The organism is Cellvibrio fontiphilus, from assembly GCF_042646205.1.
In the GTDB taxonomy this organism is placed as follows: domain Bacteria; phylum Pseudomonadota; class Gammaproteobacteria; order Pseudomonadales; family Cellvibrionaceae; genus Cellvibrio; species Cellvibrio fontiphilus_A.
Genome location: NZ_JBHRTF010000013.1, coordinates 1 through 12710, shown reverse-complemented (window position 1 = coordinate 12710; position 12710 = coordinate 1). Strand labels below are relative to the sequence as shown.

Annotated in this window: 12 protein-coding genes; 7 read left to right on the top strand and 5 right to left on the bottom strand. The window is 49.0% G+C overall.

The annotated features are described in order from the left end of the window. Positions 1–164 precede the first annotated feature (164 nt). A complete protein-coding gene (gene tyrS, locus ACFODX_RS16155) occupies positions 165–1472 on the bottom strand; it encodes a tyrosine--tRNA ligase (RefSeq protein WP_378121068.1) in 1308 nt (435 codons plus the stop codon). A 246-nt stretch (positions 1473–1718) separates the two neighbouring features. Here tyrS and ACFODX_RS16150 point away from each other — a divergent pair, with 246 nt between their 5' ends. Together ACFODX_RS16150 and ACFODX_RS16145 are read left to right on the top strand one after the other, a co-directional pair. Beyond that, positions 1719–3092, top strand: coding sequence for an OapA family protein (locus ACFODX_RS16150; protein WP_378121065.1), 1374 nt, complete (start codon positions 1719–1721; stop codon positions 3090–3092). Positions 3093–3149: 57 nt separating this feature from the next. Next, positions 3150–4259, top strand: coding sequence for an anhydro-N-acetylmuramic acid kinase (locus ACFODX_RS16145; RefSeq protein ID WP_378121063.1), 1110 nt, complete (start codon positions 3150–3152; stop codon positions 4257–4259). An 18-nt stretch (positions 4260–4277) separates the two neighbouring features. Here the strand turns inward: ACFODX_RS16145 and erpA are convergent, their stop codons facing one another. The 4 genes from erpA to argC form a co-directional block, all read right to left on the bottom strand. Continuing rightward, on the bottom strand, positions 4278–4631 hold the full coding sequence (erpA, locus tag ACFODX_RS16140; RefSeq protein WP_378121061.1) for an iron-sulfur cluster insertion protein ErpA: 354 nt from the start codon (positions 4629–4631) through the stop codon (positions 4278–4280). An 81-nt stretch (positions 4632–4712) separates the two neighbouring features. Further along, complete coding sequence (locus ACFODX_RS16135) at positions 4713–5087, bottom strand: bactofilin family protein (RefSeq protein ID WP_378121058.1); 375 nt, start codon at positions 5085–5087, stop codon at positions 4713–4715. 21 nt (positions 5088–5108) lie between these two features. Beyond that, a complete protein-coding gene (locus ACFODX_RS16130) occupies positions 5109–5855 on the bottom strand; it encodes a DUF6776 family protein (RefSeq protein ID WP_378121056.1) in 747 nt (248 codons plus the stop codon). Between the two features lie 69 nt (positions 5856–5924). Further along, complete coding sequence (gene argC / locus ACFODX_RS16125) at positions 5925–6971, bottom strand: N-acetyl-gamma-glutamyl-phosphate reductase (RefSeq protein WP_378121054.1); 1047 nt, start codon at positions 6969–6971, stop codon at positions 5925–5927. Positions 6972–7177: 206 nt separating this feature from the next. Here argC and ACFODX_RS16120 point away from each other — a divergent pair, with 206 nt between their 5' ends. The 5 genes from ACFODX_RS16120 to hemL are packed head-to-tail and all read left to right on the top strand — an operon-like array spanning position 7178 to position 12505. Further along, complete coding sequence (locus ACFODX_RS16120) at positions 7178–8926, top strand: chloride channel protein (RefSeq protein WP_378121052.1); 1749 nt, start codon at positions 7178–7180, stop codon at positions 8924–8926. 39 nt (positions 8927–8965) lie between these two features. Then, the gene (locus ACFODX_RS16115) at positions 8966–9388 is read left to right on the top strand and encodes a CopD family protein (protein ID WP_378121050.1); all 423 of its coding nucleotides are present in this window, start codon (positions 8966–8968) and stop codon (positions 9386–9388) included. A 29-nt stretch (positions 9389–9417) separates the two neighbouring features. Further along, a complete protein-coding gene (locus ACFODX_RS16110) occupies positions 9418–10599 on the top strand; it encodes an acyltransferase family protein (protein WP_378121048.1) in 1182 nt (393 codons plus the stop codon). Further along, positions 10596–11204 (top strand): thiamine phosphate synthase, encoded by a 609-nt coding sequence (gene thiE, locus ACFODX_RS16105; RefSeq protein ID WP_378121046.1) that lies wholly within the window; start codon positions 10596–10598, stop codon positions 11202–11204. The genes ACFODX_RS16110 and thiE overlap by 4 nt, the downstream gene beginning before the upstream one ends. A 17-nt stretch (positions 11205–11221) precedes the next feature. Then, positions 11222–12505 (top strand): glutamate-1-semialdehyde 2,1-aminomutase, encoded by a 1284-nt coding sequence (gene hemL / locus ACFODX_RS16100; RefSeq protein WP_378121045.1) that lies wholly within the window; start codon positions 11222–11224, stop codon positions 12503–12505. Positions 12506–12710: the final 205 nt, after the last annotated feature.

Genomic DNA, 12710 nt, shown 5'->3' with positions numbered 1-12710 from the left:
ATTTCATTAATTTTTTACAACTTATCGAGCTTGATGTTGTTACCGGGTCGCTGCTCGACAGGGCGCGCACTATACGAATCGCACCGCACCAACGCAAGCTTTTTTCTTATTAAATTCAAAACCACCACACACAAAGAACAACCAACAACCAAACAGCCCAAAACTCACCCAATGCAGAACAAGTGGCATTTCCTTTTACCGACACGAACCAAATAAAAGCGGCCAAAAAATGCTTTTTCAGCGGCAAACACACTCGGCAAATTCATATTATCTTCTGCCCCCTGCGCAACGCCGTTAACAAATATTGCGCTCCGAGCAAGCGCATCCTTAATTTGCTTGCCGGACGCAGCCAACTCAACATCAGCCAATAACTGCGTCATAGACAAATCAGGCAGCACTGAACGATCCAATCTTGATGAAGGCAAGCCATCCTGCTGCAACTGCATAAAATCAGACTCACTCAAGTCTACAATTTCGCCACTAAATAGCGCCTGCGTGATGCGCTGCGCAGCATGAAGCGCAGCCTCGCCATGGACAATTCTAGTGACCTCTTCAGCCAGAATGCGCTGAGCATCAGGCTTGCCTTGACGAGCAACATCCTCCTCTTCAATTAAAGCAATCTGATCGACCGACAAAAAAGTGAAGTAACGAAGAAACTTATAAACATCAGCATCTGCTGTATTCAACCAAAACTGATAGAAGGCATAAGGAGATGTTTTGGAAGCATCAAGCCAAACAGTACCTGACTCAGTTTTTCCAAATTTAGTGCCGTCAGATTTAGTCACCAACGGCATAGTCAAACCAAACACATGAGCGGAGCGCATGCGGCGGGTCAAATCAATACCACCTGTAATATTGCCCCACTGATCACTACCGCCGATCTGCAAGGTGCAGGCATTACGTGAGTACAGCTCAGCAAAGTCGTAGGACTGCAGCAGCATGTAGGTAAATTCGGTAAAGGAGATACCCTCACCTTCACGCTCTATGCGCTGCTTAACTGACTCTTTATTAATCATATTGTTGACAGAAAAGTGCTTACCTACATCACGCAAGAAGGTGAGCACATCCATCTTGCCCACCCAATCAAGATTGTTGACCAATTCAGCAGAGTTTGCGCCGCAATCAAAATCAATGAACTGACTTACTTGTTTTTTAAGCTTATCCACCCACCCTGCAACCACATCGGCAGTATTGAGTTTACGCTCTTGAGCCTTGAAGCTTGGGTCGCCAATTAGACCGGTTGCCCCGCCGACCAGCGCGATAGGCTTATGGCCTGCCATCTGGAAACGCTTGAGCATCAAAAGGGGCACCAAACTACCTATGTGCAAACTATCTGCGGTAGGATCAAACCCACAATAAAGAGTGCGGCTACCAGAATTGAGATGCTCAATAATTGCATCTCCACCAGTCATCTGGGCAATCAAGCCGCGCCCCTGTAACTCCTGCAGAAAATTAGTGTCAATAGCAGTCATAACGCACCAATCAAACCTTTTCAAAGTGTTTCGAACGGGAACAAAAAAGCCGGCAACAATACCCGATCCCTTCTTAAATACAAGGCCTGCAGAACCGCTTGTTGCAAACTTATGAATTTTTGGGGTGTTAAGGGGATTTTTTTCTGCTATAAATGCTCTTTCTTGGATCACTTCTCTATATAAAGAAATGCGAAAGATTTCCTCATGCCGACAATAAAGCACTATTACCGAATTATTCGATCGACCTTGTTGGAGCATGTGCCGCGCGGGCATCTGGCTGCTGCCGCACTTGTTTCGACTGGATTAATAGCTGCTCTTAGCATCACGGATGACGCAAAAAGACCATCAGTTATCACTCAAAGCACTAATATACCCGGCCTCGAAATTCAGGGTATAGAGACTCAAGCAACCCCAATTGCAATTCCACCCGTTGAATCAATTATTCAGGAAGTTGCCGCCAAGCCGGAAAAAACCGTTGTCATTACCCCCGAACCAGTTGGCCCACAATGGAAAGAGTTTACCGTTCAAAATGGCGATAACTTGTCCATTCTATTTAAGCGCGCAGGACTAAATGATCGCGCCATCTACGAGCTATTCAGCGACGCGAAAGAGGCAAAGGATTTGCGCCATATTCGCCCTGGACAAAAGATGTCTTTCCTGGTTGAAGATGGCCGCCTTACAGGGCTTAAATATATTATTAGTGAGCTAGACAGCCTTACCTTTGAGCGCAGCAGCAAGGGATTCTCTGGCAAACAAATTACACTCAAACCTGACGTAAAATATGCTTTTCGCCAAGGCACAATAGATAGCTCGCTCTACATGGCAGGCAAGCGTGCAGGCATGCCAAGCCCTTTAACCATGGAAATGGCGAACATTTTTGGCTGGGATATAGACTTTGCACTTGATATCCAAAAAGGTGACAGCTTTAAGGTTATGTATGAAGAACAATTCCTTAAAGGCAAGAAGATTGGGTTTGGTAAAGTTATAGCGGCAGAATTTACAAACGGCGGCAAAACCTTCAAAGCGGTCAGATATACAGACAAAGACGGCCACAGCGCCTACTACACCCCAGATGGCAGAGGCATGCATAAAGCCTTCCTGCGGACACCTATTGAATTCGCACGCATCAGTTCACATTTCAATCTTGCACGCAAACACCCTGTATTACACATTATTCGCGCTCATAAAGGCACAGATTATGCCGCTGCTCGGGGCACACCAATCCGCGCAACAGGTAACGGCAAAGTATCTTTTGCCGGACGTAAAGGGGGTTATGGCAACACGGTAATCATCCAGCACGGCCAAGGCATTCAAACTCTTTATGGGCATATGAATGCGTTCGCCAAAGGCATGCGTAGTGGCGCAAGAGTAAGCCAAGGTGACGTAATAGGTTATGTAGGCTCTACCGGACTTGCTTCGGGCCCTCATCTGCACTATGAATTTCATGTAAATGGGCAGGTGCGCAATCCGGTTACTGTTCCATTACCAAAAGCAATAGGAATAGACAAAGCAGAACTCGCCCGCTTCAATGAGACTACTCGACCGCTCATTGCCAAACTTGATCAATTCAAATCTAACAATCGCTTGGCGGTTGCGAAGAACAATTCCAACGACAATTAGCCCTCAACTCATGCTGCCGCTGCATTAAGGGGCGCAGCCTTATAGAGGGAATGAAAAATGCCTTCGCCTCAGCTTTACATCGGCCTGATGTCCGGCACTAGTGCAGATGCAATTGACGCCGTATTAGTTGATTTCCAAGCCTCCCCGCATATTATCGCCAAATATAGCAGCCCTCTGGGTAGTGAAATCCGCAACGAGATTCATGCATTAGCTCAACCATCCGCGAATGAAATTGATCGTCTGGGCAAACTCGATATCCAACTGGCAGAGCTTTTTAGCCAAGCCTGCCTTGCCTTGTTGCGCGAGGCAAATATCAATGCAGGAAAAATAGTCGCTATTGGCAGTCACGGACAAACTATCAGGCATCGTCCACCAGGGTCGAATGAAGGTTGTTTCACGCTCCAGATTGGCGACCCCAACCTAATTGCAGAACTGACAGGCATTACTACGGTAGCTGATTTCCGGCGCAGAGATATGGCTGCCGGGGGGCAGGGAGCACCACTGGTTCCTGCATTTCATCGAGCCCTATTTCACTGCCCGGATGAACACCGCGCAATAGTAAACTTAGGGGGCATGGCAAATATTACCTGGCTCCCCAAACAAGGCCCAACACTTGGCTTTGATACTGGCCCGGCAAACGCATTAATGGATAGCTGGACGCTAACTCATCTAGGCACGCGCTACGATAAATCGGGGGCTTGGGCTGCTTCCGGCCGAGTCGACCAGCAACTACTCCACCAATTGCTAGCGCATAACTTTTTTGCCAAACCCGCTCCCAAGAGCACAGGGCGCGAAACATTCAATTATGAATGGCTTGTATCAACTCTAAATAAACGAATAATCAAACCAGAAGACGTGCAAGCCACTTTACTGGAACTAACGGCCGTCTCTGTCTGTGATGCAATCAAGCAATTAAACGAAGCCTCCATTGCAGTATTTGTTTGTGGCGGAGGCGCATACAACCATCAGTTGATGTCTCGACTAAGCGACCTTTTTGGCGACAATCAGGTGGCAACAACCGCACAACTAGGGATAGATCCACAGTGGATAGAGGCGATGGCCTTTGCTTGGTTAGCACAGCAAACCATCAATCACCGACCAGGCAATTTGAAATCGGTGACGGGGGCGCGCAGAGAGGTAATTCTGGGGGGCGTTTATTACGCGTGAACAAACGCACAGAGTGTTTTATACAGTGAACGAAGAACCACAACCACAGGTGCTGGAGGCGTTAGGGTTTTGGATAACAAACTTGGAGCCTTGTAATCCCTCTTCGTAGTCTACCTTGGCACCAACAAGATAAGGGTAACTCATTGCATCCACTACAACCTTAATTCCTTCTTTTTCAACGACAGAGTCATCGTCAGCTACAGCCTCATCGAAGGTAAAGCCGTACTGAAAACCGGAACAACCGCCACCCGTCACATAAACGCGCAACTTCAGATCAGGATTATCCTCTTCTTCAATCAGGCTTTTAACTTTTGCCACAGCGCTATCGGTAACGGTAACGACTTGAGGAATGTAAATTTCGGCGGTAGGCATAAATACTCCGGATAACATAGCGACCACGGTGTGGAGGCAGATTATTATCCATTTACCCCAGTAAAACAGTCAACTATTAAGCTACTCAGGTGCTATATCCAGAGATCCCGTGGCCTGCTGCTGGGTATTCACCATACTCCCATTTACTTGTGCCCCCTTAACCATCTCGACTGAGTGGTAATGGACAGTACCAATAACATTACCTTTGGCCGCCAGCTCAAGGTGCTTGCTGGAGTATATGTTTCCCTGCACTTTGCCATTCACAATAATAACAGGCGCGCGTATTTCACCCTCAACAACACCAGTATCAGCGATAACCAATTTCGCATCTTTTTCATTCTCGGCAATGATATTGCCGGTCACCTTTCCTTCAAGCTGCAACTCACCAGTGAAATGCAAGTCGCCTACCACTTTGGTGGCACGCGATATCAGGGTGTGGTTGTTCGAAAATGCCATTAGCGGCTCCTCAATCGATGACTATTTGTGTTCAGGCCATTCCAGCTGTGCTTGCACCTTTGCAGGATTGCGACGCGCATTGGACTTTACCGCTAACTCCAGGCGGCCAGGGCTGAAACCTTCGGGTATAACGATTTCCGTTTCGATATTTTGGAAAAACTTAAAATTCAGCGGAATATTCGCGGCAAGTGGATCATTGTTGTTGAGCGCAAGCTCATGCAGGGAGAACCTCACCTCTTCGCCATTGCGCTGCCCGACAATAGTAGCCGACAGCTCACCGGTGAAATCATCTTCACCACCGGCCAATTTCTGAACCACCAGTTTGAACAGATGCTTTCCTTCAGAAGCTGGCGCAACTGAAAACACCCCGAAACTAATGCCTTGTGGATTGCTGTTTTTATTGGATGTGAGGATTCGGTAAACATCAATATCGCGTTGTAATGCCGCTTTTTCAGCTCGCAACTCGACAACCCGCTTGCGCAGCTCCTCACCCGCCTGACGATCCACTTCTGCACTAAGCTGGTAAGTTGCCAGCTCGCGCCGCAACTCGACAGACTCGTTGGTGAGAGTTTCTAACTGACTCTTCAGGCTCAGCGCCTCATCCGGGGAGAGCCTGTGCTGACTGGTTTTGCGTTCAGCATAAAGATAGCTAGCGACAATCGCTGCCAAAACCAGCACCGTGATTACAAGAGCAATCAACACAGATCGCAATGGGCGGTGTGGTACGATTTTCAAACGATAGACCGGAGAGCCTTTGACTTTAGCCATAACGGATTTATTTCTCGTCATTCTTATTATTGCGGGGCACCGATATGCCCCGCGCGTAACAACTGCAATTTAGGGGATGAGCGCAACCACATCCAAGCCGGCGGTCTCCTCAAAACCAAACATGATATTCATGTTCTGAATCGCCTGACCGGAAGCGCCTTTGGTGAGGTTGTCGATCACCGACAGCACCACAACAGTATCACGCTGTTGCGGACGAACTACCGAAATACGACACACATTGGAGCCTTTTACACTGCGGGTTTGCGGCAAGTCGCCAGCAGGCAGAACATCGACAAACGGCTCATTGGCGTAGCGATCTTCATACAGTTTCTGCAAATCGGGCACTTGGTTAGCATCAAGCAAGGTTGCATAGAGAGTCGCGTGAATGCCGCGAATGATCGGCAACAAATGCGGTACAAAGGTCAGCGCCACCGGCGCGGCGCCGGAGGGCTGTACGTCGCGCAAGCCCTGCTCGATTTCTGGCAAGTGGCGATGCCCCGCAACACCGTAGGCTTTGAAGCTGTCGCTGATTTCCATTAACAGATTGTCGATTTTAGCTTGGCGACCGGCGCCACTGGCACCGCTGGCGGCGTTGGCAATCAGACGGGTGGGATCGACCAGATTATTTTCAATCAGCGGTAAATAGCCCAGTTGGGTGGCAGTGGGATAACAGCCGGGGCAAGCAACCAGTTTGGCCGTGCGTATTGCAGCGCGATTGACTTCAGGCAAGCCATAGACAGCCTGGGCGACAAGATCCGGGGCGCCGTGGGGCTGGTTGTACCATTTCTCCCAGAGCGGCACGTCGCGGATACGGAAGTCAGCGGACAAATCAATAATGCGCGCTTTGGTATTCATCAAACCCGCCATCATGTTCTGCGCTACGCCGTGAGGAGTAGCAAAAAACACGACATCGCACTCACCCAGTACCGCAACATCCGGCTCGGTGAACGCCAAATCGACATGACCGCGCAAGTTGGGGTACATATCCGCCACTTTGGTGCCCGCCTCAGCGCGCGAGGTGATCACACAAACCTCAACCTGAGGATGTTTGGATAGCAGGCGCAGCAACTCAACGCCGGTATAGCCAGTCCCACCCACAATCGCCGCTTTAATCACCTCAACCCCCTCACAATTTGTTTGATATCAACACTCTGCCAGCTGCAACCAATTTGGCGGGGCTTTACTCTGGTATCCTGAGCGCCCCTAGCCAGCAATGAAAGAGGGCTATCATAAGAGCCTTGCCCATAAATCGAAAGTAAAAGCTGCCTAGGCTGCCCAAAACAGATATGGCATCACAGCGAACATGCCATCAGGAATATCCCGTGAATTTTGACCCCAATACCCGGCAACAAACTTCATCAGGCTCTGCACTTAGTCGATGGAGCGAATCCCTGCGCGACCAACTGGCAAGCGCGGATGCCCTGCCCCAATTAACGCTTCTGGGGTTAATTACCGGCATTATCGCCGGCGGCGTGATTGTGCTTTTCCGCTGGGCAGTAGAGTTGCCACTGGGCTATTTTTTGCCCGGCAATTTTGAAAACTTTGAGGCGATTAGCCCCCTGCTGCACTTTGGCTTACCGGTTGTTGGCGCAGTGGCGCTGGGCCTGGTTTTGCAATTTGTCGATAAACGCCACCACGCTACCAGTATTGGGCATGTCATGGATCGCCTGCAGAATCATCAGGGGCGCATGCCTTTGGGTAATGTCATCACCCAATTTTTTGGCGGTGCCACTTGCCTGCTCACAGGGCAATCCGTTGGGCGCGAAGGGCCAGCAGTCCATTTGGGCGCAGGTAGCGGGAGCCTGCTTGGCCAGTGGTTAAAATTGCCTGCCAATAGCCTGCGCCCACTGGCGGGCTGTGGCGTTGCCGCCGCAATAGCCGCCTGTTTCAACACACCCATGGCGGGCGTTATTTTTGCGATGGAGGTGGTGATTCTGGAATACACCATCGCCGGGTTTATCCCCGTTACACTCGCGGCCGTTGCCGGTGCAACCATGACTCGCCTCGCCTTTGGCCCGGAAATCGCCTTTATCAATGCCCAATCGGTGATGGGCGACTTGCGCGAATTGCCCTTGATGGGCTTGGTCGGGCTGGTGGTTGCAGTATTTGCAGCGGCCTATATTCGCCTGCACGGTGCAAGCTGTCGCTGGGCCTTGAACCGCCCTATTGCACTGCGTTTCGCCTTGGCGGGATTGTTTACCGGTATCTGCGCCCTGTGGATTCCGCAAATTATGGGTGTGGGTTACGACACCATCAGCAGCGCATTAGCGGGCGAGCTGGGTTTCGCCCTGCTGCTCGCGATTGCCGTCACCAAATTACTAGCCACCTCGGTAAGCCTTGGTGTCGGTATGCCGGGCGGCGTGGTGGGGCCGCTTCTATTTATTGGTGCCTGTGTGGGTGGCGCCGTTGGCAGTGCCGCCCAGTGGATCATGCCCGGCTCTGCCAGTGCGATTGGCTTTTATGTGATTCTGGGTATGGGCGCGATGATGGGCGCAACCCTCAATGCCCCCTTGGCAGCCATGATGGCAATTCTGGAACTGACCTATAACCCGAATATTATTTTCCCCAGCATGTTGGTGGTTATCGCCGCCTGCCTGACCACGCGCTGGGTTTTTAACTGCGATGGTTTGTTCCAGCATGTGTTGCGCCTGCAGGGAAAATTCCGCAGTGCGGAAGCCATGGAGCAACTCTTGAGCCGAACGGGAGTTCGCGGCTTGATGGATCGCCATTTGGTAGTAAGCGATGCACAAATCAGTACACAGTCCGCGACACAATTACTGAGCCATCACCCGCATTGGATACTGCTGCGCGACAGCAACCAGCTGCTGCAACCCGCTGACTTAAACAGCTACCTGCAAACTGCAGCGCCCGATGAATGCATCGACCTGCAAGAGATTCCCGCGCGTCGCTATGACCTGGCACGGATAGGTGCAGATGCCAATTTGTATGAAGCCCTGGAGTTGATGAATCGCCAACAGCTGGATGTGCTTTGGGTTGAATCATTGACCGACTCACAGCAGCCGCTGGGTATAATCAGCCGACACAAGATCGACAATTACTACCGTATTTAATGACAATTTAGGGTCAAGTTTAATGATTAGGGTAAACCTATGCTCTGGATAAAAGCCTTGCACATTATTGCTGTCATTACCTGGATGGCCGCGCTGTTTTATTTACCGCGCCTGTTTGTGTATCACACCATGAGTGAAGATGAGATCAGCCGCGAGCGCTTTAAAATTATGGAGCGTAAACTTCTGCGCGGCATTGCTAACCCCTCCATGATTGCTGTGTTTATTTTTGGTATTTGGATGAGCTGGCTCGGCTGGGCCTATTACTCCACGCAAGGCTGGTATTGGTGCAAATTGGTGCTGGTGGCTATTCTCACGGGTTATCACCACGCCTGCATCGCTTATTGGAAACAACTGCGCGATGATCGCTGCACCAAGAGCCACGTATTTTTTCGCTGGTTCAACGAATTTCCGGTGCTGTTATTAGTGGGCATAGTGATTTTGGTAGTTGTAAAACCGAACTAATTAGACAATTAATATCAGGCCAGTGAAACATGTCCACTCAGTCAAACACCTACGATTATTTACTCATACTCCGAGGATTAAGCGCATTAGCAGTCGTTTTTTGTCATTACTCATTTCAACTATCCGAGATCATTCACATAAATTGGTTTGACTGGCTATTCAACCCCTTCGGTTACGTTCCTGTATTAATTTTTTTTACACTGAGCGGACACCTCATAACACTTGGATTTCTTCAGCATAGGCATGAAGCCTATACATTTTCAGGAGTTAAAAAATACTATCTCAGCAGAGCTCTACGCATACTGCCTCTTTATTACCTATCGATTCTGATCTGTGCAATTATTTATTGGAAAGCAACAACTCACTCGCCAGAGAGAGTTCTGTCGTTATTTATTTTTTTGGAAAATTATAAACCCGAGAATGGCATAATATTTAATCATGTTTACTGGACAATGCCGATTGAAGTGCTCTATTTTGCTTTAGCACCCGGGATATATATTTTATCAAAAAAAGCAGTTAATAATTTCGGCTTGCTTAAAACAGTCTTATTTGTGTTATTTGCATTTTTTATTTTCACTGTTTTTCTTTTTAGAAATTTTGAACACACACAGAATGGAATATCATTAACAAGAAAAGAATGGCTATTCACCGCAAGGTTTGATTTTTTCTATAACTTGCAAGCCTTCCTGCTAGGAGGCTTCAGCGCGTTTTTCATTCACAACACAAAAACAACACCACGCATGAGACATCGTCTCTTGATAACATGGTTTTTTTCTGTTTCATTAATCATATGGATAATTTTCCACACCACCACTCACACAGCTACCAGGCTAAATCAATTCAACTTAGCTTCACCACTGTTAATATATGGACTAATTCCTCTTATAGGCTTTTGGTTGGCGACTATTGCCTACTTAAACAAATTTCAGTCAAACCAAAATAACAATCATTTTTTAAGAATGCTCGAGCATTTGGGTAAAATATCTTATGCCATGTATCTATTTCATATGCCAATACTAACAATAACAGAGCAACTTGTAACATCGAAAGAACACATAACACCTAACCATATAACGAGTTTAATAGCTGTAGCTTTAACCTTTTTATTTTCCATAATAGTCTATAAGTTTTTTGAGAAGCCAATCATGAATCTTCGTAGAGATTCACGGGAAGCCCAGCAAAAGTTAATTACCGCAGCAACACAGTCATGAACAACCTCTACGCGATTACCGACTCACAATTACTGCCCGGCGAAAAATTATTTTCTGCCGTTGGCGCGGCACTCATAGGTGGCTGCAGGCTGGTGCAGTACCGCGATAAATCCAGCGACCACCCGCGTCGATTCGCCGAAGCAAAACAATTGCGCGCACTCTGCGCACAACATGATGCGCAATTACTCATCAACGATGATGTGGAACTCGCGCAAAAAGTTGGCGCACAGGGCGTGCACTTGGGGCAAGGTGATACCAGCCCGGTTGCCGCGCGTTTGCTGCTGGGCAGTCAGGCGATTATCGGTGTCACTTGTCACGACTCCTTAGCGCTTGCCGAACAAGCCATCAAAGACAGCGCTAATTACATCGCCTTTGGCCGTTTTTTTCCATCCAGCACCAAACCCAATGCACGCCCGGCACCACTTGGTTTAATTAGCGAGGCGCGCCAACAATTTCCCACCACACCGATTGTGGTGATTGGCGGCATCACCTTGGAAAACGGCAAGCAACTATTAACTGCCGGCGCCGATATGCTCGCTGTTTGTCACAGTTTATTTTCGGCAGATGATATTGCCGCCCAAGCCCAACAATTTATTCATTTGTAACCAGACTAGGAAATTCCATGAGCCGCTCTGAAGAACTCTTTTTACAAGCCCAAAAAACTATTCCCGGCGGAGTGAACTCCCCCGTGCGCGCGTTTAAAGCCGTGGGTGGTACGCCGGTATTTTTTGAAAAAGCATTGGGCGCTTATGTGTGGGATGCAGACGGCAAAAAATATATTGATTACGTACAAAGCTGGGGGCCTATGGTGCTGGGTCATGCACACCCCGAGGTGATTAATAGCGTTATTGAAACCGCCAAATTTGGGTTGAGTTTTGGTGCGCCCACCGAGCTCGAAACCACCCTCGCCGAAAAGCTTTGCAGCTTAATTCCCAATATGGAGATGGTGCGCTTTGTCAGCTCCGGCACCGAGGCCACCATGAGCGCCATTCGCCTGGCGCGCGCCTTCACCAAGCGCGACAAAATTATTAAATTTGAAGGTTGTTATCACGGCCATTCCGATTCCCTGTTAATTAAAGCCGGTTCAGGCGCGCTCACCTTGGGTGTGCCCAGTTCACCCGGTGTACCCGCAGTACTGGCCGATCACACACTCACGCTGGATTACAACAACGCCGAACAGGTGCGCGAATGTTTTGCCAAACTCGGCGATCAAATTGCCTGCATTATTGTGGAACCGGTCGTAGGCAATATGAATTGTGTGCCGCCCGTGCCCGGCTTTTTGGAATGCCTGCGCGAAGTGTGCGACCACTACGGCAGCGTGTTGATTTTTGATGAAGTGATGACTGGTTTCCGTGTTGCTCACCAAGGCGCACAGGGGCACTACGGTGTGAAGGCCGACATTATCACCCTGGGCAAAGTCATCGGCGGCGGTATGCCGGTGGGCGCGTTTGGCGGGCGCCGCGATATTATGCAAATGATTGCGCCCTCCGGCCCTGTGTATCAGGCGGGCACTCTCTCTGGCAACCCGGTGGCGATGGCGGCAGGTTTAAAAACCCTGGAGCTGTTGGAGCAGGAAGGCTTTTACGACAACCTCTGCGCGCGCACCACACAATTGGTGGAAGGCTTGCAAAAATTAGCAGATGAAGCCGGCATCCCCTTTACCACCAACCATGTTGGCAGCATGTTCGGTTTCTTTTTTACCGGCGAGAAAAAAGTCACCAACTTTAAACAAGTGATGGCCTGCGATATTCCGCGTTTTAATAAATTCTTCCACGGCATGCTGGCGCGCGGTGTGTATTTAGCACCGGCGTCTTATGAGGCCGGGTTTATGTCAGGCGCACACACGGAAGACGATATTAATAATACCTTGGCGATAGCTGCCGAAGTATTTGCAAGCCTCAAGTAACGGCGGTTGCGCTTGTTATAAAAATTATTTAACACAGCGGAAAAAGCAGCACTTAAACAAAAAGCCAGCGAGGTAACCCCGCTGGCTTTTTGTTTAATCGTGTCCCGTCCTGAAATAGGTTTACACCTTGGAGACCTATTTTGGAAAACACTATCCCAGCTCGAATTAAACGCACTCAGCGTGACTACACATTGGGCTTTAAATT

Coding starts and splice junctions, on each gene's coding strand:
- tyrS (WP_378121068.1), bottom strand. CDS start 1,472: ATGACTGCTATTGACACTAATTTTCTGCAGGAGTTACAGGGGCGCGGC.
- ACFODX_RS16145 (WP_378121063.1), top strand. CDS start 3,150: ATGCCTTCGCCTCAGCTTTACATCGGCCTGATGTCCGGCACTAGTGCA.
- erpA (WP_378121061.1), bottom strand. CDS start 4,631: ATGCCTACCGCCGAAATTTACATTCCTCAAGTCGTTACCGTTACCGAT.
- ACFODX_RS16135 (WP_378121058.1), bottom strand. CDS start 5,087: ATGGCATTTTCGAACAACCACACCCTGATATCGCGTGCCACCAAAGTG.
- ACFODX_RS16130 (WP_378121056.1), bottom strand. CDS start 5,855: ATGGCTAAAGTCAAAGGCTCTCCGGTCTATCGTTTGAAAATCGTACCA.
- ACFODX_RS16115 (WP_378121050.1), top strand. CDS start 8,966: ATGCTCTGGATAAAAGCCTTGCACATTATTGCTGTCATTACCTGGATG.
- ACFODX_RS16110 (WP_378121048.1), top strand. CDS start 9,418: ATGTCCACTCAGTCAAACACCTACGATTATTTACTCATACTCCGAGGA.
- thiE (WP_378121046.1), top strand. CDS start 10,596: ATGAACAACCTCTACGCGATTACCGACTCACAATTACTGCCCGGCGAA.
- hemL (WP_378121045.1), top strand. CDS start 11,222: ATGAGCCGCTCTGAAGAACTCTTTTTACAAGCCCAAAAAACTATTCCC.